Consider the following 23,168-nt stretch of genomic DNA (forward strand, 5'->3'; position numbering starts at 1 on the left):
GGAGAGCGATACAGGGTCCGGGGCCCCCAGTTTCGGGACGGGGCGGGGTAGGGGAAGATCCGCGGACACGACCCCCACGCGGAACGACTGGCCACTCCTGGAACGGCCGGTTCCGTCACTCAGCAGCGGTCCACCGGCTCCCCCTCGGTCAGGCGGTACGCGGCCCGCGTGTCCAGCAGCAGCGGCACCAGGGCGCGCTGCGACTGCCGCAGCGGGACGAACGCCCCGTCGGAGCGGGGTTCCACGCGGACGCCGTGGAGGGCCAGTTCGTCGCCGGTCGCGGCGTACTGGGCGGTGGTGAGCCGGTAGCCGCAGGGCGGGTCCTCGATCACCTGGCCGGGCGCGGGCGGTTCGTTGTCGGCGCCGCCCAGCACGACGGGCCCACGGTCCGCGTACCCGGCGGCGCGGGCCGCGGCGGTGGCGGCGGTGATCGCGCCCCGCCGCTCGGTGACGAACGTGAACGCCCCGTCCAGGGCGGCGAGCTGGCTGTCGAAGCGGCGCCGGTTGTTGACGGCCGGGTCCTTCTTCTCGGCGTCCGTCAGCGCCTCGACGCGGGTCTCGACGAGCAGGCCGACCGCGTGCTTGACGCCGGTGGTGTTGCGCAGGATGCGCTCCTGGCCGTCGCCCGCGACCTGGCGGACCGGCTCGCCGGTGACGGGGTCGGTCCAGATGCCGTAGATCCCGCTGTCGAAGCCGGCCCGCTCGGCGGTGGGCCGTACGTACGCCTCGGACAGCGTGTGCGCCTCGTCGTGGACGCGGCGGTCGGTGTTGAGGTTCCGCGGCCACAGGGCCAGCAGGTCCTTGGCGTAGTACGGCGGGGTGGCGCTGTACTCGTGCAGGTCGAGGACGACCTGCGGGCGGTGGTCGCGCAGGACGGCGGCGAGGGCGCGGGCCTCGGCGGTGCGCAGGGCGAGGTGGTCGCGGTTGACGTCGACGCCGTCGGCGTTGCCGCGCGTGTCCGCCGCCCGGCCGTCCGGGTTGGCGGTGGGGACGACGAGCACCGTCGTACGGGACAGGAAGCGGCGCGTCTCCGGGTCCTCGGCGTACGCGAGGTCGCGGATCGTGGTGAGGCACGCCTCGCGGCCCGACGGCTCGTCACCGTGCTGGCTGCACACCAGCAGCACGGTGGTCGCGGGGGCGGTGGACGCGGCGACGCGTACGAGCTGGAGGGGGCGGCCCTGGCGGGTGGTGCCGATGGTGCTCGTCGACACGCGGTGGCTGCCGCGGTCGACGGCCGCGAGGAAGCGCTGTTCCTCGTCCAGGCTCGTCCAGCGGGCGCCGCGGGTGGCCTCGAAGCCGGTGCGGGGCGCGGACGCGGAGACCTGCGCGGACGACGGTGACGCCTGGGCGGGGGCCGTGAGGAGGGGGAGGGTCAGTGCCGCGGCGCAGGCCGTGAGGGCGAGTGCGCGGGTGGGGTGGTTCATCGGGCGGCTCCGGGGAGGGGCGGGGTCGTGCGGGCCGGGCGCGGCGCGGTGACGCCGTCGCGCGCGGCGGGCGGTGTGGCGCTGCGGGCCGTGGCGCCGGGGAGCGTGGCGCGGGCGTAGGCCGGTGCGCCGCCGACCACCGGGACGTGTGCGGTGGTGCGGGCCAGGTCGAGGGTGAGCGTGGGCGTCGAGGACGGAGGGTCGATGAGGTCCTCGTCGGTGCCGCCGATGATCAGGGCGAGCCGGTGCCCGGCCGGGACCACGTGGTCGGTGGCGTGCAGGTCGAGGGTGAGGGTGTAGGGCGTGCCGGGGGTGAGGGGGCGGCCCTGGTGCGGGTCGGCCCAGGTGCCGAGGTCGGCCCAGCCGCGGCTGACGACGGTGAAGTCGACGTCCGTGGTCCTGGCGCGGGTCTCCTTGAAGCAGGAGCTGTCGCCGGTGGTGCTCGCGCCCCAGCAGGTGCGCTCGGTGAGGGTGGTGATGCCTTCGCCGGGTGCCGCGTAGTCCCGGATGGTGTCGGGGCCGAGGTCGACGAGGACGGCGCTGAGGTGGGCGCTGGTGGTGCTGGGCGTGGCCGTGACGGTGACGGTGGCGGAGCCGGAGACGCGCAGGTCCGTGGTGAGGGGGCGGGTGACGAACCCGGCCTTCTCCGGGGTCGGTGCGTCGACGCGGGCGGCCCAGTCGAGTTCGCTCAGCGACGGGTCGTCGGTGAACGTCTCGGTCGCTCCGGCCGGCGCCGGGGCGAGCCCGAGCGTGCCGACGCCGGGCGCGGAGCCCTTGCCGGGGCGGAGCGCCGCGGTGGCCGTGCCGGTGGGCGGCCAGGTCCGGTCGGTGGTCCACCGGTCCGGTGCGCGTTCGATGTCGGCCATGGGCTCCCGCTCGATGCCGTTGTCGTATCCGAGCAGATAGTGGTCGAACCAGCGGTGCAGGGTGCGGACCCAGGTGGCGCGCCGGAAGTCGAAGGGGTCGACGTGACCCGTCTGGGAGAGCCAGACCTTGCGCTCGACGCCCCGGGCGGCCAGCGCGTCCCACCACTGGCCGAAGTGCTTGGCGCGGACGTTGAGGTCCTGCATGCCGTGCACGGCGAAGACGCTGGCCTTGACGTTGGAGGCGGCCCGTACGTAGTCGCGCTCGGTCCACAGGCCGGTCCAGTCGCCGGTGCGCGGGGCGCCGTCGACGAGGCGGCGCTGCACGGCCTGGCAGCGGGTGCGGGCGTCGGGGCTGTTGACGTAGTTCGACAGCCAGTCGGGGCCGGAGCCGTAGAGGGGGGCGCCCTGGGCGAAGTAGTAGTCGTACCAGGAGGAGATGGCGGCGATCGGTACGACGGTCTTCAGGCCGTCGACGCCGGTCGCGGCGACGCCGTTGGCGATGGTGCCGTCCCAGCTCTTGCCGATCATTCCGGTGGCGCCGGTGCTCCAGCCGGTCGCGCGGGCGCGGGTGGTGCCGGTGCGGGTGGTGTAGCCGCGGGCGCGGCCGTTCAGCCAGTCGACGACGGCCTTGGCGGACAGGATGTCGGAGCGGCCGCCGACGTCGACGCAGCCGTCCGAGTGATTGGTTCCGGCCAGGTCGACGGCGACGAAGGCGTAGCCGCGCGGCACGAAGTAGTTGTCGTAGTAGAGCGGGAACTGGACCGGGTTGCCGTTCGCGTCGTACGTCTTCTTCTGGCTCTCGTTGCCGCGGCCGCAGCAGGAGTAGTAGGGGCTGGCGTCCATGATGACGGGCACCCGGCGGCCCCGCTGGGCTGCCTCGCGCGGCCGGATGATGTCGGCGGCCACCCGGTCGGTCCTGCCGTCGCCGTCGCCGTCGAGGCCGGTGTCGACCCAGACGGATTCGCGGACGGCGTTGTCGTACGAGTAGACGGGGGTGGACTCGCGGGGGGCCGGCGGCTGGGCGCTGTGGGCGCCGCCCGCCGGGACGAGGACGGCCATCAGGGCGGACGCGGCCGCCACGGCCAGGGCTCTGCTCGACATGGGGGTGCCCCCTGTTCGAGCGAAGCCGAGAACTTGGGGGAAGGGTCTCCGCGTTCGTATCGGCATGCGGCGGACGGTACAGCCGTCAACTCGCGGGCAAAAGAGGGCGATTGAGCATGGCGGTGAACGCCGACGCGCGCGGTTCCTGTCGGCCGGATGACAGTCACGTGACACGGGAGGCCATGGACATGACTGTGACGGGGGAGCTGAATAGGGTTCAGAACACCGCACTCACCGACGACTTGGAGTTCCCCGTGCACCGCAGACTGATCGCCCCGGGCGCGATCGCGGCCTCGCTGCTGCTGGCGATCCCGGCATCGGCGGCCGGCTTCGAGCCGGGCGCCGCAGGCATCGGCGACCCGTACTACCCGGCCAGCGGCAACGGCGGCTACGACGTCGCCCACTACGACCTGCGCCTGAAGTACCAGCCGGCCACCGATGTGCTGGAGGGTACGGCGACGATCCTGGCCACGCCGACGCAGAACCTGTCCCGCTTCAACCTGGACCTGGGGCTCACCGCGACCGAGGTGCGGGTGAACGGGCTGAAGGCGGCGGTCGCCACGTCCGGCGCCCATGAGCTGGAGGTCACCCCGGCCGTCCCGCTGCCCAAGGGGCGGCCGGTCACCGTGGTCGTGCGGTACGCGGGCAAGCCGTCGAGCGTGAGGATCGACGGCTGGACCGCCTGGCACCGCACCCCGGACGGCGGTGTCGCCGCGCAGGAGCCGGAGTCCGCCGCCTGGTGGTTCCCGTCCAACGACCACCCGCTCGACAAGGCCACCTTCGACGTCTCGGTGGCCGTCCCGGACGGCACCCAGGCCATCAGCAACGGCGTCCTGCAGTCCCAGTCGTCCCGCATCGGCTGGACGCGCTTCAACTGGCGCTCCGACAAGCCGCAGGCCACGTACCTGGCGACGCTCGCCGTCGGGAAGTTCGACATCACGACGGGCACGACGGCGAACGGCCTGCCGGTCCTCAACGCGTACAGCAAGGACCTCGGCGCCAACGCGGGCGCGGCACGCGCCAGCATCGAGCGCACGACCGAGGTCGCCGAGTGGCTGGAAGGCCTCTTCGGCCCCTACCCGTTCAACGCGCTCGGCGGCTACGTGCCCAATGTGACCAGCGGCTACGCGCTGGAGACGCAGACCCGGCCGTTCTACAGCCCGCGCCAGTTCGCGAACGGCTCGAACGTCTCGGTGGTGGTGCACGAGATAGCCCACCAGTGGTACGGCGACAGCGTCTCCGTCGAGGGCTGGAAGGACATCTGGATCAACGAGGGCTTCGCCCGCTACAGCCAGTGGCTGTGGTCCGAGAAGGAGGGCGAGGGCACCGCGCAGGAGCTGGCGGACTACGTGTACGCCACGCGGGCGGCGGACGACCCGTTCTGGACGGTGAAGCCGGGCGACCCGGGTGCGGACAACCTGTTCCACGGCGCCGTCTACGACCGGGGCGCGCTGGCGCTCCAGGCGCTGCGGGGCGAGATCGGCGACGAGAACTTCTTCGCGATCCTCAAGGGCTGGCCGGCGAAGCGGGCGCACGGCAACGCGAACGTCGGGGACTTCGTGGCGTACGCGGAGAGCGTGTCGGGCCGGCAGCTCGACGCGCTGTTCGACACCTGGCTGTACCAGCCGTCGAAGCCCGCCGCGCCGGCGGCTGCCGGCGCCCGGACAGCGTCCGAGGCCCCGGCCGGCCGGATCGCGCAGCCGAAGTCGTGGAAGAAGATCGCCGAGACGAACACGATCCACGAGACCGGACACCACCACTGAGCGACTGACGGGCCGCCGCTCCCCCGCCGGGGCGGCGGCTTTGTCGTGCGTGCCTGGGGGCCCGCCCGAGCCCTGCGCGCGCGTGACGGGTGAGAGCGCTCTCAGAATGCGTCCGAGCGGATATTCTGACTGGTGTACGTCCTTCCGCGCCGCCCCGAGGAGCATCCCTTGCCCGACTCGACCCCTGGGGCCCGTCCCACTCTGGAAGCCGTCGCGGCCCGTGCCGGGGTCTCCCGGGCGACGGTCTCCCGTGTGGTGAACGGCGGGGCGGGGGTCCGTCAGCCGCTCGTGGACAAGGTCCGCCGGGCCGTCGAGGAGCTGGGCTACGTCCCCAACCACGCCGCCCGCACGCTGGTGACCCGGCGCAACGGCGCCGTGGCCGTGATCATCGCGGAGCCGGAGTTCCGGGTCTTCTCCGACCCGTTCTTCGAGCAGCAGGTGCGCGGGATCAGCCGCGAGCTGACCGCGCACGACTCGCAGCTGGTGCTGCTGTGGGTGGAGGGCCCCGGCGACTACGAGCGCGTCGCGCGCTACCTGGCCGGCGGCCATGTCGACGGGGCGCTGGCCTTCTCGGTGCACAACGACGACGAGCTGCCGTCGGTGATCCACCGGACGCAGGTCCCGACGGTGTTCGGCGGCCGCCCGGGATGGCCGGGCGCGCACGGGGAGCTGGCCGTGCCGTACGTCGACGCCGACAACCGGGGCGGCGCCCGGGAGGCCGTGCGGTACCTGGTCTCGCTGGGGCGCCGCCGGATCGCGCACATCGCCGGGCCGCGCGACCAGACGTCGGCGACGGACCGGCTGGACGGCTACCGTGACGTGCTGCTGGACGCGGACCCGGAGCTGGTCGCCCACGGCGACTTCACCGAGGAGAGCGGCGCCCGGGCGATGGCCGGGCTGCTGGAGCGCCGGCCGGACGTGGACGCGGTGTTCGCGGGCAACGACCTGATGGCGTCGGGCGCGCTGCGGGTGCTGCGCGAGCGCGGGCTGCGGGTGCCGCGGGACGTGGCGCTGGTGGGCTTCGACGACATGGCGTCGGTGGCCGGGACGACGGACCCGCCGCTGACGACCGTCCGTCAGGACATCGAGGGCATGGGCCGGCTGATGGTCCGGCTGCTGATGCGGACCCTGAACCAGGACGAGCCCGGGGCGGGCGCCCCGGGCTCGGTGATCACGCCGACGGAACTGGTCCGCCGGGCCTCCGCGTGAGGCCTCCGCGTGGGTCCTGGCGCGCGCGGACTCCGCACGGGCCGTGCGCGTGCGGACTCCGCGTGACGACTACGCGTACGGGATGACCAGGACCGAGCGGTCCGTGCCCGTCCGGAGACCGGCCGTGCCGTTGCCGATGGCGTGCCACACCTCCAGGCGCACGGTGCCGTTCCTGAGGTCGCCCAGCGTGCCGGTCGCCGCCTTGAGCCCGCGCGCCTGCGTGTACTCCTCCCAGCCGGCCACCGGGTCGGTCGCGAAGTACTGGTACGTCTCCGTGCGGTCGAACGTGCCGTCCCCGGTGAGGTCGTAGCTGACCCTGGCCTGCTGGCCGAGCGCGACGTTCGTGCCGGCGTCCACCTGGAGCCGGAACGCCGTGGTGCCGCCGGGCTCGAGCGTGCCGTTGACGCCCCTGGCCTCGTACACGAGGGGCAGGTGCGGGGTGCCGTCGTAGTTGGCGCCGCCCGCGGAGGGGATGGTGTCGCTGCCCGCCGTGGCGCCGGTGGCGGTGGTGAGGGTGCCGCCGGTGCGCAGCTGGAAGGTGTCGCCGGTGGACGGGCCGGGGTCGCCCGGGTCGCCGCCGCCCGTTCCGGTGCGCGTGGCGGTGGAGCGGGCCGGGACGGACAGCGTGGTGCCGTCGGAGAAGGTGACGGTCCGGGCGCTCGCGCCGTGGTTGTGCGCGGCGTACGTCCGTACCGTCCCCTTGGTGAAGACCGCCGAGGTCGGCAGGTCGCCCGTCACGGACGGGTCGGGCGCGCCGAGCGCGTCCAGGGTGGTGAGCCAGTGGTAGGTGTGCGCCTTGGACTCGCCCTGCTCCGGTGTGTAGGCGCCGTTCTGGGCGTCCCACTTGGCCCTGGCGGCGGCCGGGTCGGCGAGCGACTGGAACTCCCAGAGGATGTCGCGCCACTCGACGGCGGGTCCGCCGTTCTCGCGCTCCATCTCGGCGATGTTGCGGCGGACGGCGTCCTTGCGGGCGGCGAGGTGCAGGGAGCCGCCGGTCACGGGCAGGACGTTGATGCCGTGGATCTCCTCCGGGTTGGCGGTCCACCAGGTGGCGTAGGCGACGCCGCTCCCCCACACCATGCCGGCCGTGTCGTGGCCGAAGGAGGCCGGGAAGACCTGCTGGTCGGCGTCGAACCAGTACTGGGCGATGGCCTCGGACTCGGTGGTCAGCAGGTAGGTGCCGAGGTCGCGCAGCGCGGTGTCGCCGGTGGCCGAGCCCCACAGGACGAGGCCGGCGCTGAGGTTCGTGGACTCCGATGAGGACTCCTGGTTGTTGCCGGCGGCGAAGCCCTGGTGGCCCGACGCCCAGCTGTGCCCGGCGTACACGTCGAAGCCGCGCAGGAACGGGAAGGCCGCGTCGGTGCGGCTGGGGTTGGCGGCGTCCCGGACGAGCGTCTTGACCATGCCGCCCCAGGCGGAGTCGGCGGCCCAGGCCGGGTCGTACTGGGCGACGATCGCGGCCGCGTAGACGTAGTAGGAGTAGTGGAAGTGGTGGTCGTTCAGCTCGGTGTCGCTGCCGTAGGAGGCCGGGTAGCCGATCAGTGTGCGCCAGGTGCGGTCGTAGGAGAACTCGGAGGCGCCGCCCACCGTGAACCACTCCTGGAGGCGGCCCTTGAGGAGTCCGAGGAGCCGGTCGCGGGTGCCGGTCTCGCCGATCTGCTCGGCGACCGGGACCAGCTGGGCGAGGCGGCCGAGGGCCTTGCCGGTCCAGTACGTGTCGGTGGCGCCGGAGAACGGGTCGGCGGCGTTCACCACCTCGTTGAGGTATCCGCGCAGCCGGGCCGTGTCGGTGCCGGACGCCTTGGGGAGGGCTGGCAGGACACCGGCGGCGCGCTGGCTGGTGGTGAAGGTCCGGGACTCGCGGACCTTCATGGTGCCGCGCGGCGAGACGTACGTGTACGCGGTCAGCGGGTCGGAGGTGTGCAGCCACTGGTGGCGGTAGAGGGCCTGGAGGGTGCCGGTCTCGGTGCCCTCCTGGGCCTGGGTGGTGAGCGTGTACGTGGCACGGACCGTGCCGCCGCTCGTGCTCCAGGCGGCCTGCGAGCCGGTGACGAAGCTGTAGGCGTACTTCTTGAAGGCGGCCAGGGCCCCGGTGGAGGGCAGGACGGCGAGCGAGAAGTAGTCCTTGCCGCCGAGGCCGGCGGTGATCGTCGAGCCGGACACGGTCCAGTCGGTGCCGGTCGGGGCGAACAGCGCGTAGTGGTGGCCGTCGACGGTGATGCCGAGGACATTGCCCTGGTCGGCGAAGACGGTGGGGGTGGTGGCGGTGGTGACGCGGGCGCTGCCGCCGCTGCCCTTGGCGTAGACGAAGGGCAGGCCGTGGCCGATGGTGGTGCGCAGGGTGCGGGTGCCGTCGGACCAGTAGGGGGTGACGGTCCAGTCGGACCAGGCGTCGGCCTTGGTGTCGGGTGAGTTGAGCCCCGTGAGGCCGAGCGTGAGGTCGCGCTTGTGGGCGAACTCGTACTGGCGGCCCTCGCCGACGATCGCGGGGGCCGTGGGGTAGCCGATGTCGAGGCCCGCGGCGGTGGCCTGGTAGGTCAGGGGGTGGCCGTACATGGGGGTGGAGTAGGGGTTGTCGCCGTAGCGCTGGAAGGCGAGGGACGACCACCAGTCGTTGGTGGGCACCGGCCTGCCCTGGGCGGCCGCGGTGACCTTGGGCGTGACGGGGGTGCCGGTGTTGGTGGTGGGGCCCGAGGTGCCGGGCGGGCGGGTGTCGGAGTAACCGCCCGCGCCGACCGGGACGGTCGCGGCGGCGGCCGGGGCGGCGACGGGGACGGTCAGGCCGAGGGCGGCCAGCGTGGCGGCGAGGGCGACGACGCCGGTCGTCCGCAGGGAGGGTGGGCCCGTGCGGGGTGTCCGGTGGGATGGGGGGGTTCTCATGGGGGTCACCTCGGAGTGAGGGCGGCGGGAGAGCGCTCGGCGCCATGCAGCGCCATGCTGCCGAGAGCGCTCTCAGATGTCCTGGAACGTAAAACTCCTGAAACTTGTATGTCAATACATGTGACAGAGGCCGGAGTTGAGCTGTGGACCGAGGTGTTATGCGTTCGAGTCTTGACGGGAGGAGGGCGCTGCGGGCAGGCTCACAGCACTTTCTGAGAGCGCTCTCAGGCTCTCTGGGAAGGGGTTCACGCTCTTTCGAAGCCAAGGGAGGCTTCTCATGCCTATCGCCCGAGCCGCCAGAAGGGCCGCCGTCCGACTCGGTGCGGTCGCGCTCACGGGGGCACTGCTCGCCGCGTGCGGGTCCGGCTCGTCGGACGGGGCGTCCGACGGCGCCGACGGGAAGGTCACGCTGACCGTCGACCTCTTCGGCTCGTTCGGCTACAAGGAGGCCGGGCTGTACGCCGAGTACGAGAAGCTCCACCCGGGCGTCACGATCAAGCAGACCGACACCGAGGACGAGCAGGACTACTGGAAGTCGCTGCAGACGCGGCTCGCGGGCGGCGGCGGGCTCGCCGACGTGCAGGCCGTCGAGGTGGGCCGGATCGCGTCCGTCACGCAGCAGCAGGCGGACAAGTTCGAGGACCTCAACCGGTACGGGGCGGACGGGCTGAAGGGCCAGTTCGCCGAGGCGAAGTGGGCGGCGGCGACCACGAAGGACGGGCGGGTGCTGGGGCTCGGCACCGACGTCGGGCCCGAGGCGATGTGCTACCGCACCGACCTGCTGAAGCAGGCCGGCCTGCCCACCGACCGCGAGGAACTCGCCGAGAAGTGGGCCACCTGGGACGGGTACCTGGCGCTGGGCAAGCAGTACAAGGCGAAGGCGCCCGCCGGGAGCGCGTGGCTGGACAGCGTGGGCAGCCTCTTCACGATCATGATCGGGCAGGAGAAGGAGCGGTACTACGACGCCTCCGGCAAGCTGATCTACGAGGACAACCCGGCCGTCAAGGCCGCGTGGGACGCCGCGACCCGGGCCGCCGACGCCGGGCTGAGCGCCAAGCTCGACCAGTGGTCGCCGCAGTGGAACCAGGCGTTCGCCGCCGGGTCGTTCGCCACGCTCCCGTGCCCCGCGTGGATGCTCGGCTACATCAAGGGCCAGGCCGGTGACGCCGGCAAGGGCAAGTGGGACATCGCCGAGCTGCCCGGCGGGGCCGGCAACTGGGGCGGGTCGTACCTGGCCGTGCCGCGGGCGGCGAAGCACAAGAAGGAGGCGTACGAGCTGATCAAGTGGCTCACGGCGCCCGAGCAGCAGGCCAAGCTCTTCCGCAAGCAGGGCAACTTCCCGTCCTCCACCGGGGCCATCGCGCAGGTCGCGGACGCCACGGACCCGTACTTCTCCGGTGCGCCCATCGGGCGGATCTTCGGCGAGGCGGCCAAGGCGGCGCCGGTGCAGGTGCTGGGGGTGCACGACAAGAACGTGGCGGATCAGATCACCAATGCGCTGAGTGAGGTGGAGCGGAAGGGGACGGCGCCTGGGGATGCCTGGGACCACGCGAGGAAGGGCGTGGCCAACGTCATCGGCTGACGTTGCCCCCCTCTCCGGGGGCTCCGCCCCCGGCCCCCCTCGGGGCTCCGCCCCCCTGAACCCCCGCCGGGCGCTGCCCGCCCGGCGGGCCCGGGGCCGCTCGGTGCGGGCCCGCACCGGGCCGCCGTTCCGTCGTCGTGGGCTGGCGTTGCCTGTACCGCCGTTCCGCCGTTGTGGGGCCAGCGCCGCCGGTGCCGCCGTTCCGTCGTTGTGGGCAGTCGTTCCGCATGGGGGTCCCCCCTGGACGTAGTCCTTGGGGGAGGAACGGGTGGGCACAACGACGGAACGGCCCCCCGGCCTGAGGGTCCCGCCCCTTGCGCGCCACGACGGTGGGTGAGTCCGGGTGCGGCCCGGGGGTCACGTGCTCAGATTGGCTCGCTCGGGCCCCGGAGCGTAAAACGTCCCAGCACCGCCAATCCTGCGCGCGCGACCCCCGGACCACCCCCGTCCCGTTGTCGGGCGGCTCACCCCCGGTGGGGGGTGGGGTGGGTGGCGCCACCCGGCCGTGGGCGACTCACCCCCGGTGGGGGGTGGGGTGGATGGGACCGCCCGTCCGTGGGCGGCTCACCGCCGGTGGGGTTGGGTGGGTGGACCCGCCCGTCCATGGGCGGCTCACCGGGGGGGTGGGTGGCCCCCGCCCGCCGGTTCTTGTTTCTGATTCGACTTCGAAGGGCCCCTACCGTGTCCCTCACCGCTTCGCGGCGGTTCTGGCGGGGCGTCTCGCCGTACGCCTATATCGCGCCGTTCTTCACCCTGTTCGCCGCCTTCGGGCTCTTCCCGCTGCTCTACACCGCCTTCGTCTCGCTCTACCGCGTCGAGCTCCAGACGCCCGGCGACATGGAGTGGCGTGGGCTCGGGAACTATGTCGCGCTGTTCGGCGACGAGTACTTCTGGGTCTCGCTGCGCAACACCTTCACCATCGGCGTGCTGTCGACCGTGCCGCAGCTGGTAATGGCGCTGGGGCTGGCCCATCTGCTCAACTACAAGCTGCGCGGGCGGACGTTCTTCCGGACCGCCATGCTGCTGCCCTACGCGACGTCGGTCGCCGCCGCGACGCTCGTGTTCGCCCAGCTCTTCGGGCGGGACTTCGGGCTGGTCAATTACGTGCTGGGGGTTGTGGGCGTCGGGCCCGTCGACTGGCAGACCGGGACTCTCGCGTCGCAGATCGCCGTTTCGACGATCGTGATCTGGCGGTGGACCGGGTACAACGCGCTCATCTATCTGGCGGGGATGCAGTCCATCCCGAGCGAGCTGTACGAGGCCGCCGAGATGGACGGGGCCTCGCGGTGGCGGCAGTTCTTCCATGTGACCCTGCCGGGGCTGCGGCCGACGATCGTGTTCACGGTGGTCGTGTCGACGATCGGGGCCACCCAGCTGTTCGGTGAACCGCTGCTCTTCGAGGGCTCGGTGTCCGGCGGCATCTCGCACCAGTACCAGACGCTCGGGCTCTACATGTACGAGCAGGGCTGGGGCTTCTTCCACCTGGGCCGGGCCGCGGCCGTCGCCTGGGTGATGTTCCTGCTCATCGTGGTGCTCGTGGGCGTCAACGCCCTGGTCGTGCGCCGCCGTTCACGTAAGGAGGCCGGACGATGAGCAGGCGCGCGGGGCGCACGCTGCACGGCGGCAGGATCGCTTACGCCGTGCTGATCGTGGCGGTGATCGTCTCGGCGTTCCCGTTCTACTGGACGATCGTCGCCGCCAGTCGTTCGAACGCCGATCTGGCGAAGGTGCCGCCGTCGCTGCTGCCGGGGCCGCACCTGCTGCGGAACTTCGAGGCCGTGGTGGAGGAGGCGGACATCGGGACGGCGCTGCTGAACTCGCTGATCGTCTCCGGGTCCATCACGGTCGGCACGGTGCTGTGCTGCACGCTCGCCGGGTTCGCCTTCGCCAAGCTGCGGTTCCGGGGGCGGAACGCGCTCCTGGCGATCACGGTGGGGACGATGATGATCCCGCCGCAACTCGGGGTGATCCCGCTGTTCATGCTGGTCGCGGAGTTGGGGTGGGTCAACCAGCTCCAGTCGGTGATCCTGCCCGGCCTGGTGTCGGCGTTCGGGGTGTTCTTCATGCGGCAGTTCCTGGTGCAGGCGCTGCCGGACGAGCTGATCGAGGCGGCCCGGGTGGACGGGGCCTCCACCGCGCGGATCTTCTGGTCCATCGTCGTGCCCGTCGCCCGGCCCGGGATGGCCGTGCTCGGTCTGCTGACGTTCATGGCCGCCTGGAACGACTTCTTCTGGCCCGTCGTGGCGCTGTCGTCGCAGAACCCGACCGTGCAGGTCGCCCTGCGCCAGCTCGGCGGCGGCTACGTCCACGACCAGTCCGTGATCATGGCCGGCACCCTGCTCGGCACGCTTCCGGTGCTGCTGGTCTTCGGGCTGCTGGGGCGTCAGATCGTCGGCGGCATCATGCAGGGCGCCGTCAAGGGATGAGTTCTTTGGAGACATTGATGCGTTCTTTTCCGTCCGGTTTCCGCTGGGGCACCGCCACCGCCGCCTACCAGATCGAGGGTGCCGCCGCCGAGGACGGCCGTACGCCGTCCATCTGGGACACGTTCAGCCGGACCCCGGGCAAGGTCCGCAACGGCGACACCGGTGACATCGCCGCGGACCACTACCACCGGATGTCCGAGGACATCGGTCTGATGAAGGACCTGGGCGTCACCGACTACCGGTTCTCCGTCGCCTGGCCGCGCGTCCAGCCCACCGGGCGCGGTCCCGCGGTGCGGAAGGGCCTGGACTTCTACCGGCGGATGGTGGACGAGCTGCGGGCTGCCGGCATTCGGCCCGTTGCCACGCTGTACCACTGGGACCTGCCCCAGGAGCTGGAAGACGCGGGCGGCTGGCCGCAGCGCGAGACGGCCGAGCGGTTCGCCGAGTACGCCGGGATCGTGGCCGGCGCGCTGGGTGACGGGGTCGCCACCTGGACCACGCTGAACGAGCCGTGGTGCGCGGCGTTCCTCGGGTACGGGTCGGGGGTGCACGCGCCGGGGCGCACCGACCCGGTGGCGGCGCTGCGGGCGGCCCACCACCTGAACCTGGCGCACGGGCGTGCCGTACAGGCGCTGCGGGCGGTCCTGCCGGCGGAGTCCGAGGTGTCGCTGACGCTCAACCTCCATGCGGTACGGGCGCTGACGGACACGGAGGCGGACCGGGACGCGGCGCGGCGCATCGACGCCCTCGGCAACCGGGTGTTCCTGGACCCGGTGTTCCACGGACGGCTGCCCGGGGACCTGGTCGCCGACACGGCGGACCTGACGGACTGGTCGTTCGTGCGGGACGGCGACCTGGAGGTGACCTCCGCGCCGGTCGACTCGCTGGGGATCAACTACTACTCCCCCACCGTGGTGGCCGCCGGGACGCACGAGGGGCCCTCCCCGTGGCCGGGGGCCGAGTCCCGTGTGCGGTTCGAGCCCGCGCCGGGGCCACGCACCGCGATGGACTGGCCGGTCGACGAGGAGGGGCTGTACGAGCTGCTGACCCGGCTGCGCGACGAGCTGCCCGACGTACCGCTGGTGATCACGGAGAACGGCGCGGCGTACGAGGACTACGCCGATCCGGAGGGTGAGGTGCACGACCCCGAGCGCGTGGCGTATCTGGACCGGCACCTGACCGCCGTGCACCGGGCCCTCGGGGACGGCGTGGACGTGCGGGGCTACTTCCTGTGGTCGCTGCTGGACAACTTCGAGTGGGCGTACGGCTACAGCAAGCGGTTCGGGATCGTCCACGTGGACTTCGCGTCGCAGCGCCGTACACCGAAGGACAGCGCCCGCTGGTACGCCGAGGTCATCGCGCGGGGCGGGCTCGCCGGCTGAGCCGGTACTCCCGGCGGGCCCGCCGGGCCAGCGGCAGGTAGCGCAGCCGCTCGGGGAGCACGGGCACCACGGCCCGTACGACCCGGGCGAAGCGGCGCAGCTTCCGCTCCTGGGCCTCCGTCCACTCCAGGCCGATCGCCTCGCGGGCCTCGGGCGGCATGAAGCCGACCGTGACGAAGGCGCGGAAACGGGCGACGCGGGGCCAGAGCAGCGGCCACAGGGCCCGCAGGAGGAGCGTGAGCGGGAGGGGGCCGCGGTCGGGCGGGGGCAGGGGACATCGGTCGCCACGAGGTCCCGGACGACCGCGGTCATCTCGATCTCGTCGGCGAGGACCTTGTGGTAGTACGGCCAGAATTCCTCGATCGTCTGCGGCATGTCCCGGTCGCGGATGCCGAGGACGCGGCCGACCTGGAGCCACTCGGCGTAGAAACGCCGCTCCTGCGCCTCGGTCATGGGGCGGATGAGGTAGCGGGCGGCGTAGCGGTGGACGGGGAAGCCGGTGGCGTGGACCCAGGCGTAGTTGGCCGGGTCGAGCGAGTGGTAGCGGCGGCCTCGGGTGTCGGTGCCCTGGATGGTGCGGTGGAGGCGGCGGAGCCTGCGGCCCTCCTCGGCGGCCGCCTCGCCGCCGTACACCCACAGCTGGAGGGAGCGCAGGGAGCGCTCGCCGCGGCCCCAGGGGTCGGTGCGGAAGACGGAGTGCTCGTCGACGCCGGCGCCGACGGCGGGGTGCGCGACCTGGAGGGCGAGGGCGGCGGGCAGCATGAGCAGGCCGCGGACGTCACCGGTGAGGCTCCACAGGACCCCGCCGGGCGGGGGCGGTGCCGGGTGGTCGGGGGCCTTGCTCATGGGTGCTGCTCCGGTTTCGGTGGCTGGACTTCCAGTATGCGAGCGGGGATGTCCCGGACGGTGCCGGGGGTGGGCGGTGGATCTTCGCCGAGCCGCCCGGTCGCCGCAAGATTTTCTCCACCCGGCATCTACCGGAGAGTAACCGCAGATGATGTGATGTGCGGCGCCACCCCAACCCCCCAGCCCCGCAAGGGAGTTTCCGTGTCGCGTTCCGCGTTCCGCCGCGCCTCCGGTGCCGCCGCCCTGTCGTTCGTCCTCGCCGCGTCCGGTCTGGCCGCGACCGCCCCCGCGGCGTCCGCCGCCGAGACGCCGCGGCTCAAGGTGCTCACGTACAACGTGTTCCTCTTCAGCAAGAACCTCTATCCCAACTGGGGTCAGGACCACCGGGCGAAGGAGATCCCGGCGGCGCCGTTCTTCCGGGACAACGACGTGGTGGTCCTCCAGGAGGCGTTCGACAACACGTCGTCGGACGCGCTGATGCGGAACGCCGCCGGCCAGTACCCCTACCAGACCCCCGTGATGGGCCGGAGCAGGACCGGCTGGGACGCGACGGGCGGCGCGTACTCGTCGGTCACGCCGGAGGACGGCGGGGTCACCGTGCTCAGCAAGTGGCCGATCCTGCGCAAGGAGCAGTACGTCTACAAGGACGCCTGCGGCGCGGACTGGTACTCCAACAAGGGCTTCGTGTACGCGGTGCTCGACGTCAACGGCACGAAGGTGCACGTCGTGGGCACCCACGCGCAGTCGACCGACCCGGGGTGCTCCGCGGGTGAGGCCGCGCAGATGCGCAGCCGGCAGTTCCGGGCGATGGACGCGTTCCTCGACGCGAAGAACATCCCGGCGTCGGAGCAGGTCATCGTGGCGGGTGACCTCAACGTGGACTCGCGCACCCCGGAGTACACGACGATGCTCGCCGACGGGGGCCTGGCCGGCGCGGACGCCCGGACGGGGCACCCGTACTCCTTCGACACCGACGAGAACTCGATCGCCGCCGAGCGCTACCCCGACGACCCGCGCGAGGACCTCGATCACGTGCTCCACCGGGCGGGGCACGCCCGTCCGGCGGGCTGGACAAACCAGGTGATCAAGGAGCAGAGCGCACCGTGGACGGTGTCCAGCTGGGGCACCTCCTACACCTACACGAACCTGTCGGACCACTACCCCGTGGTCGCGTCCGGTCAGTAGGCCGGCCTCAGCGGGCGTAGACGTACGGGGTGGTGGTGGACAGCACGGCGAAGCCGAGGCGGCCCAGGATGGGGCGGCTGTCGTCGGACGCGTCGACCTGGAGCCACTCGTAGCCGAGGTCCGCGGCGATGCGGGCGCGGTGGGCGACGAGGGCGCGGTAGAGGCCCCGGCCGCGCCACTCGGGCACGGTGCCACCACCCCACAGCCCGGCGAAGCCCGTGCAGGGCACCAGCTCCAGCCGGGCCGAGCTGACCGGCCGGCCGTCCGCGACGGCGACCACGGCCGTGACCGTGCCGGGGTCCGCGGCCAGCCGGTCGAGCAGCCACTGCCGCAGGCGGGTGCTGTCCGTGCCGAACGCCCGGTCGTGCACGTCGGCCATGAGGTCCACGCCGGCGGCGTCGGTCACCGGAACGATCTCCACGCCGTCGGGCAGCCGCGGTTCGGCGGCGATCCCGGCGGCCTCGGCGACCATCAGGGCCTCCTCGGGCTCGGCTCGGAAACCCGCCCGCAGCAGCCGCTCGCCCAGGTCGTGCAGCCGGTCGTGGGCGTACAGCTTCCATTCGAACTCCGGCGCGCGGCCGGAGAAGTGGCGGATCTGCTCCGCGATGGCCTCGTCGGCGCTGTGGGCGTCGAGGTCCGACCACACCACCCCGTTCCACGCGTGCGCGGGTCCCGTCATCCGTACGACGCGGCCCACGTGCTCGACCCGGCAGTCCGGTCCGTCGGGGCGGACCTCGCGGCGCATCCGCAGGTCGTACAGCGCCAGCACTCGCTCATGATCCATGCGGTCACCCCACCACCGGCGGCGGGGCGGCGGCAAACCCTTTTCGCGGCGGCCGCGCTTCGCAGGCGCCTCCGCTCTGCGTGATTCCGCCCGGCCCGCGCCTCCGCTTTGCCCGCGCCTCCGCTTTCCGTGCGCTTCGGCCTTGCGTGCGCCTCGGCTTTGCGTGCGCTTCCTCGTCGCGCTAAGTTGAACGCGTTCACATTGAACGCGTTCAAGTCGATGAGCGGGGGCGGGCTGTGCACGGCATGACGGGCACCGAGGCGGGCATCCGGGTCTACTGGCAGCAGCGGGCATTCGTGGTGGGGGCGCTGCTGGCCGCCGTCCCCGCGGTCCTCTTCGGCGTGGGCATCACCTTGGGGCAGATCTTCGTGCCGTGCGCCGCGGCGATCGCCCTTCCGCTGTTCCTGGCGGGCCGCCCCGACGTCTTCAGGTGGACCTGCGTCGTCATCGGCGCCAGCCTGATCGGCTTCTCCCTGATGCTGATGGGTTTCGGCATGTTCCTCTTCCTGCCCTCGGGCGTCCTGCTGCTCCTGGTGCCCGGCGCGGAGGCGTACGAGCGGCCGAGTGCCGCGCGGGTGCTACTGGGTACCGGCGCCGTACTCCTGGCGGGGCTGTGCGCCTGGGCGGCCTACTGGTACCTCTTCGTGCACGGGCAGCAGGTGGCCTGACCCGGCCGGCCCCGTATCCGGCGCCGCCGAGCCCCTTCAGGCCCGCCAGGCCCCGTCAGGCGCCGTGGTCGTAGACGGTCACCGGTACGCCGCGCGCCACGAGGCGCTCGGCTATCAGCGGCTCGACCTTCGACCACTTGCCGCCCGACAGCCCGCAGCCGATGCGGGGCATGTGGACCGACGCGCCCAGCTCCGCCGCTTTGCCGGCGACCGACGCCAGGGCGCGGTCGATCGCCTCGTACCGCACCGGGACGCCCTTGCTGCCCGTCCGTATCCCGCGCTGCCCCACCATGTTCGCCACCCACAGGTGCGGGCCCACCTGCACGTACTGCACGGCTCCGAGGGCGAAGTCGTTGCCGGCGCGGGCGCGGTGCCAGCTGCGGTACGCCGCCTCGGGCTCCGGCCAGCGGCGGGAGATCGCCAGGACGAAGCCCTTGCCCCAGCCGCCCAGGTCGTTGCAGACATGCGCGATGATCTTGACGCCCTTGCCCAGCGGCGTGGTGGCGTCCCCCTGTACGTACGTGATCCCCGTCATGCGAACCACCGTACGGTCCGGCACTGACATTCGGCTCATGGATTTTCACAGCAGTGGTGAGACAGCAATACTGTTGCACCAGTGCGACACCACAGCCGGAAGCGAGGCCCCCAGCATGGCGACCGAGACCGAGCCGCAGTCGACGTTCACGGTCGACGAACTCGCCGCCCGGGCCGGGGTCACCGTGCGGACCATCCGGTTCTACAGCACGCGCGGCCTGCTGCCGCCGCCGGTCATCGGACCCCGCCGGGTCGGCCGCTACGGCCCCGAGCACCTGGCCCGGCTCGCCCTCATCGAGGAGCTCCAGCACCAGGGCATGACCCTCGCGGCCATCGAACGGTACCTGGAGCAGCTGCCGCCGGACGTGAACGCCCACGACCTGGCCATCCACCGCGCCCTGGTGGCCACGTGGGCGCCCGACACGGCGGAGGAGCTGACCCGCGAGGAGCTGGAGCGGCGGGCCGGGCGGGCGCTGGACGACGACGCGCTCGCGCTGCTCGCCGCCATGGACGTGCTGGCCCGTACCGACCGGGACGGGGTGTTCCGGGTCGACCCCGGACTGCTGCGGCTGGGGCTCCAGCTGCTGGACGTGCCCATCCCGCACGGGACGCTCGTGGCCTCCCGCGACGTGCTGGTGGAGCACGCCCGGGAGGCGGCGCAGGAGTTGGCGCGGCTGTTCCGGGACGAGGTGTGGAACCCGTACCGGGAGCGGGAGGAGGATCCGGGGGATCCGCAGCATGTGCGGGCGATGAAGTCGCTGTCGGCGCACATGCAGCCGTTGGTGGTGCAGGCGCTGGTGACCGCGTTCCAGCGGTCGCTGAAGGACGAGCTGCGCTCGGCTTTCCGGGGGCCGGAGTAGGCGGGCCGGGCCCGGGCGCGATCCCGTCGGTCCGGGGGCCGTTCCGCTGTGCCCACCCGTTCCTCCCCCGAGGACTACGTCCAGGGGGACACCGGGCGGAACGTATGGCCACAGCGGAACGGCGGTGCCGCCCACAGCAGGAACGGCGGCGGCCCGGAGCGGAACGGCGCTCCCGACCGGCTCTTACGCGTCCGTGAAGGTCTCCCCCCGTGCCGCCTTCTCCACCAGCAGGGCCGGCGGCTCGAAGCGCTCGCCGTAGCGGGCCGCCAGTTCTCGGGCGCGGGCCACGAAGCCGGGGAGGCCTCCCTCGTAGCCGTTGATGTACTGGAGGACGCCCCCGGTCCAGGCCGGGAAGCCGATGCCCATGACGGAGCCGATGTTGGCGTCGGCGACCGACGTCAGCACGCCCTCCTCGAGGCAGCGGACGGAGTCCAGCGCCTCGGAGAAGAGCATCCGCTCCTTCATGTCCTCGAACGGGACGTCCGCGTCCGGCTTCGTGAAGTGCTCGCGCAGCCCCGGCCACAGGCCGGCCCGCCGGCCGTTCTCGTCGTAGTCGTAGAAGCCCGCGCCGCCGCTGCGGCCCTGACGGCCGAACTCGTCGACCATGCGGTCGATCACGGCCTCCGCCGGGTGCTGCTGCCACGTGCCGCCGGCCTCCTCGACCGCGCGCCGCGTCTCGGTGCGGATCTTGCGGGGCAGCGTCAGCGTCAGCTCGTCCATCAGGGAGAGCACCTTGGCCGGGTAGCCGGCCTGGCCGGCCGCCTGCTCGATCGACGCGGGCTCGACGCCCTCGCCGACCATGGCGACGCCCTCGTTGATGAACTGGCCGATGACGCGCGAGGTGAAGAAGCCGCGCGAGTCGTTGACCACGATCGGCGTCTTGCCGATCTGCCGGACGAGGTCGAAGGCGCGGGCCAGCGCCTCGTCGCCGGTCCGCTCACCCTTGATGATCTCGACCAGCGGCATCTTGTCGACCGGTGAGAAGAAGTGCAGGCCGATGAAGTCGGCCGGGCGCTCGACGCCCTCGGCCAGCACGGTGATGGGCAGCGTGGAGGTGTTGGAGCAGAGCAGGGCGTCGGGGGCGACGACGTCCTGGACCTCCTGGAAGACCTTGTGCTTGAGGGCGGTGTCCTCGAAGACCGCCTCGATGACCGCGTCGCAGCCCGCGAGGTCGGCGACATCGGCGGTGGGCCGGATGCGGGCCAGCAGCGCGTCCGCCTTCTCCTGGGTCGTACGGCCCCGCTGGACGGCCTTGGCGCACAGCTTCTCCGAGTACGCCCTGCCCTTGGCGGCCGCCTCGGCGGAGACGTCCTTGAGGACGACGTCGATGCCGGCCTTGGCGCAGGAGTACGCGATGCCGGCGCCCATCATGCCGGCGCCGAGGACCGCGACCTTGCGGACGGTGCGGGGTTCGACGCCCTGGGGGCGGCTGCGGCCCGCGTTGACCGCCTGGAGGTCGAAGAAGAACGCCTGGATCATGTTCTTGGCCGTCTGGCCGGTGACCAGCTCGGTGAAGTAGCGGGCCTCGATGAGCATGGCGGTCTCGAAGTCGACCTGGGAGCCCTCGACGGCGGCCGCGAGGATGTTGCGGGGCGCCGGGTAGGGGGCGCCGTTCAGCTGCTTGCGCAGGTTCGCCGGGAAGGCGGGGAGGTTGGCGGCGAACTTGGGGTTCGACGGCGTGCCGCCCGGGATGCGGTAGCCGGGCACGTCCCACGGCTGGTGCGACTCGGGGTGGGCGTCGATGAAGGCCCGCGCCTTGGCGAGCATCTCCTCGGGCGTCGCGGCGAGTTCGTGGACGAGGCCGTTGTCGAGGGCCCGCCGCGGGCTGTACTGGGTGCCCTGGAGCAGGACCTTGAGGAGGGCGTCGGCGATGCCCATGAGGCGGACGGTGCGGGTGACGCCGCCGCCTCCGGGGAGCAGACCGAGGGTGACCTCGGGCAGGCCGATCTTGGAGCCGGGCGCGTCGAGGGCGACGCGGTGGTGGCTGGCGAGGGCGATCTCGTAACCGCCGCCGAGCGCGGCGCCGTTGATGGCGGCGACGACGGGCTTGCCGATGGTCTCGATACGGCGCAGGGAGCGCTTGATCTCGGAGGCGGCGTCGAAGACCTCCTGGGCGTCGGCCGGGCCGGCCTTCATCATGTCCTTGAGGTCGCCGCCCGCGAAGAAGGTCTTCTTGGCGGAGGTGTAGACGATGCCGCGGATGGTGTCCTTCTCGGCCTCGATGCGGTCGGCGATCGCCGCGATCGAGGTGCGGAAGGCCTGATTCATGGTGTTGGCGGACTGGTTCGGGTCGTCCAGGACGAGGGTGACGACGCCGGTCTCGTCCTGTTCCCAGCGGATGGTGGTGGGCTCGCTCATGGTTCTGGTTGCTCCGTAGGGGCCTTGGCCGCGAGGCCGTCGGGGAGGGACGGGACGGGTTCAGACGCGTTCGACGACGGTGGCGATGCCCATGCCGCCGCCGACGCAGAGCGTGGCGAGGCCGTATCGCTTGTCCTGGCGTTCCAGTTCGTCGACGAGGGTGCCGAGGATCATCGCGCCGGTGGCGCCCAGCGGGTGGCCCAGGGCGATGGCGCCGCCGTTGACGTTGACCTTGTCGAGGGACAGGCCCATGTCCTTGGCGAAGCGCAGGACGACGGCGGCGAACGCCTCGTTGATCTCCACGAGGTCGATGTCGTCGATGGTGAGCCCGGCCTTGGCGAGCGCCTTGCGGGTGGCGGGCGCGGGGCCGGTCAGCATGATGGTGGGCTCCGAGCCGGAGACGGCGGCGGAGAGGATCCGGGCGCGGGGCCTCAGCCCGTACCGCTCCCCCACCTCCTTGGAGCCGATGGCGACGAGGGCGGCGCCGTCGACGATGCCGGAGGAGTTGCCCGCGTGGTGGACGTGGTCGATCTTCTCGATCCAGTGGTACGTCTGGAGGGCGACCGCGTCGAAGCCGCCCAGTTCGCCGATGTCCGCGAACGACGGCTTCAGCTTCGCGAGCGAGTCGGCGGTGGTGCCGGGACGCATGTGCTCGTCGTGGTCGAGGACGAGCAGCCCGCCGGGGCCCTTCACGGGCACGACGGAGCGGTCGAAGCGGCCGTCCTTCCAGGCGGCCGCGGCGCGCTCCTGGGACAGGGCGGCGTACTCGTCGACGTCGCGCCGCGAGAAGCCCTCGATGGTGGCGATCAGGTCGGCGCCGATGCCCTGCGGCACGAAGTTGGTGGCCAGGTTGGTCATGGGGTCGGCGAACCAGGCGCCGCCGTCGGAGGCCATCGGGACCCGCGACATCGACTCGACGCCGCCCGCCAGGACCAGGTCCTCCCAGCCGGAGCGGACCTTCGCCGCGGCCAGGTTGACGGCCTCCAGGCCGGAGGCGCAGAAGCGGTTCTCCTGGACGCCCGCGACGGTGTCGGGCAGCCCGGCGGCGATGGCCGCGATACGGGCGATGTCGGAGCCCTGGTCGCCGACCGGGCCGACGACGCCGAGGACGATGTCGTCGATCGCGGCGGGGTCGAGGCCGGGGTTGCGGTCGCGCAGCGCGTGGATGAGGCCGACGACGAGGTCGATGGGCTTCGTGCCGTGCAGGGCTCCGTTCGCCTTGCCGCGGCCGCGCGGGGTGCGGATCGCGTCGTACACGTACGCTTCGGTGCTCACAGGTGAGGCCTTTCAGGAGGGTTGG

At 72.4% G+C, this 23,168-nt stretch carries 16 protein-coding genes and 1 pseudogene; 9 read left to right on the plus strand and 8 right to left on the minus strand.

Going from position 1 to position 23,168, the window contains the following annotated elements; all coding sequences use genetic code 11:
- Window positions 1–119: 119 nt before the first annotated feature.
- Window positions 120–1,424: a M14 family metallopeptidase gene (locus ABEB09_RS03905; protein WP_345687107.1), complete on the minus strand. Its 1,305-nt coding sequence runs from the start codon at window positions 1,422–1,424 to the stop codon at window positions 120–122.
- Window positions 1,421–3,391: a Xaa-Pro dipeptidyl-peptidase gene (locus tag ABEB09_RS03910; RefSeq protein ID WP_345687109.1), complete on the minus strand. Its 1,971-nt coding sequence runs from the start codon at window positions 3,389–3,391 to the stop codon at window positions 1,421–1,423. Before ABEB09_RS03910 ends, ABEB09_RS03905 begins: the two co-directional genes overlap by 4 nt.
- 254 nt (window positions 3,392–3,645) lie before the next feature.
- On the opposite strand from ABEB09_RS03910, the gene ABEB09_RS03915 reads away from it, so the two are divergent.
- Window positions 3,646–5,154, plus strand: a complete 1,509-nt coding sequence (locus tag ABEB09_RS03915) for a M1 family metallopeptidase (RefSeq protein ID WP_345693831.1) — start codon at window positions 3,646–3,648, stop codon at window positions 5,152–5,154.
- Between the two features lie 168 nt (window positions 5,155–5,322).
- Window positions 5,323–6,363, plus strand: coding sequence for a LacI family DNA-binding transcriptional regulator (locus tag ABEB09_RS03920; protein ID WP_345687111.1), 1,041 nt, complete (start codon window positions 5,323–5,325; stop codon window positions 6,361–6,363).
- Window positions 6,364–6,432: 69 nt separating this feature from the next.
- Here the strand turns inward: ABEB09_RS03920 and ABEB09_RS03925 are convergent, their stop codons facing one another.
- Window positions 6,433–9,243, minus strand: a complete 2,811-nt coding sequence (locus tag ABEB09_RS03925) for a glycosyl hydrolase (protein ID WP_345687112.1) — start codon at window positions 9,241–9,243, stop codon at window positions 6,433–6,435.
- Between the two features lie 277 nt (window positions 9,244–9,520).
- Between ABEB09_RS03925 and ABEB09_RS03930 the strand changes: the two genes are divergently transcribed.
- The 4 genes from ABEB09_RS03930 (at window position 9,521) to ABEB09_RS03945 (ending at window position 14,633) form a co-directional block, all read left to right on the plus strand.
- Entirely contained in the window at window positions 9,521–10,825 is a 1,305-nt protein-coding gene (locus ABEB09_RS03930) for an ABC transporter substrate-binding protein (RefSeq protein ID WP_345687114.1), read from the plus strand.
- A gap of 603 nt (window positions 10,826–11,428) precedes the next feature.
- Window positions 11,429–12,418: a carbohydrate ABC transporter permease gene (locus tag ABEB09_RS03935; protein ID WP_380840690.1), complete on the plus strand. Its 990-nt coding sequence runs from the start codon at window positions 11,429–11,431 to the stop codon at window positions 12,416–12,418.
- Window positions 12,415–13,251, plus strand: a complete 837-nt coding sequence (locus ABEB09_RS03940; protein WP_345687118.1) for a carbohydrate ABC transporter permease — start codon at window positions 12,415–12,417, stop codon at window positions 13,249–13,251. The genes ABEB09_RS03935 and ABEB09_RS03940 overlap by 4 nt, the downstream gene beginning before the upstream one ends.
- Before the next feature lie 17 nt (window positions 13,252–13,268).
- Window positions 13,269–14,633: a GH1 family beta-glucosidase gene (locus ABEB09_RS03945; protein WP_345687120.1), complete on the plus strand. Its 1,365-nt coding sequence runs from the start codon at window positions 13,269–13,271 to the stop codon at window positions 14,631–14,633.
- Here ABEB09_RS03945 and ABEB09_RS03950 read toward each other — a convergent pair.
- A pseudogene (locus ABEB09_RS03950) lies at window positions 14,605–15,479 on the minus strand (oxygenase MpaB family protein). The gene ABEB09_RS03945 and the pseudogene ABEB09_RS03950 sit on opposite strands and share 29 nt — an antisense overlap.
- Before the next feature lie 201 nt (window positions 15,480–15,680).
- On the opposite strand from ABEB09_RS03950, the gene sph reads away from it, so the two are divergent.
- A complete protein-coding gene (gene sph, locus ABEB09_RS03955) occupies window positions 15,681–16,664 on the plus strand; it encodes a sphingomyelin phosphodiesterase (protein ID WP_345687122.1) in 984 nt (327 codons plus the stop codon).
- Window positions 16,665–16,671: 7 nt separating this feature from the next.
- Here the strand turns inward: sph and ABEB09_RS03960 are convergent, their stop codons facing one another.
- Complete coding sequence (locus ABEB09_RS03960; RefSeq protein WP_345687124.1) at window positions 16,672–17,448, minus strand: GNAT family N-acetyltransferase; 777 nt, start codon at window positions 17,446–17,448, stop codon at window positions 16,672–16,674.
- 245 nt (window positions 17,449–17,693) lie between these two features.
- On the opposite strand from ABEB09_RS03960, the gene ABEB09_RS03965 reads away from it, so the two are divergent.
- Window positions 17,694–18,116: a hypothetical protein gene (locus tag ABEB09_RS03965; RefSeq protein WP_345687126.1), complete on the plus strand. Its 423-nt coding sequence runs from the start codon at window positions 17,694–17,696 to the stop codon at window positions 18,114–18,116.
- Window positions 18,117–18,171: 55 nt separating this feature from the next.
- On the opposite strand, the gene ABEB09_RS03970 is transcribed toward ABEB09_RS03965, so the two are convergent.
- Window positions 18,172–18,651 (minus strand): macro domain-containing protein, encoded by a 480-nt coding sequence (locus ABEB09_RS03970; RefSeq protein WP_345687128.1) that lies wholly within the window; start codon window positions 18,649–18,651, stop codon window positions 18,172–18,174.
- A 115-nt stretch (window positions 18,652–18,766) separates the two neighbouring features.
- Between ABEB09_RS03970 and ABEB09_RS03975 the strand changes: the two genes are divergently transcribed.
- Window positions 18,767–19,510, plus strand: a complete 744-nt coding sequence (locus ABEB09_RS03975; protein ID WP_345687130.1) for a MerR family transcriptional regulator — start codon at window positions 18,767–18,769, stop codon at window positions 19,508–19,510.
- Window positions 19,511–19,693: 183 nt separating this feature from the next.
- Here the strand turns inward: ABEB09_RS03975 and ABEB09_RS03980 are convergent, their stop codons facing one another.
- Window positions 19,694–21,868, minus strand: coding sequence for a 3-hydroxyacyl-CoA dehydrogenase NAD-binding domain-containing protein (locus ABEB09_RS03980; RefSeq protein WP_345687132.1), 2,175 nt, complete (start codon window positions 21,866–21,868; stop codon window positions 19,694–19,696).
- A 60-nt stretch (window positions 21,869–21,928) separates the two neighbouring features.
- On the minus strand, window positions 21,929–23,143 hold the full coding sequence (locus ABEB09_RS03985; protein WP_345687134.1) for an acetyl-CoA C-acetyltransferase: 1,215 nt from the start codon (window positions 23,141–23,143) through the stop codon (window positions 21,929–21,931).
- Window positions 23,144–23,168: the final 25 nt, after the last annotated feature.

The organism is Streptomyces coeruleoprunus (genome assembly GCF_039542925.1).
Lineage (GTDB): Bacteria > Actinomycetota > Actinomycetes > Streptomycetales > Streptomycetaceae > Streptomyces > Streptomyces coeruleoprunus.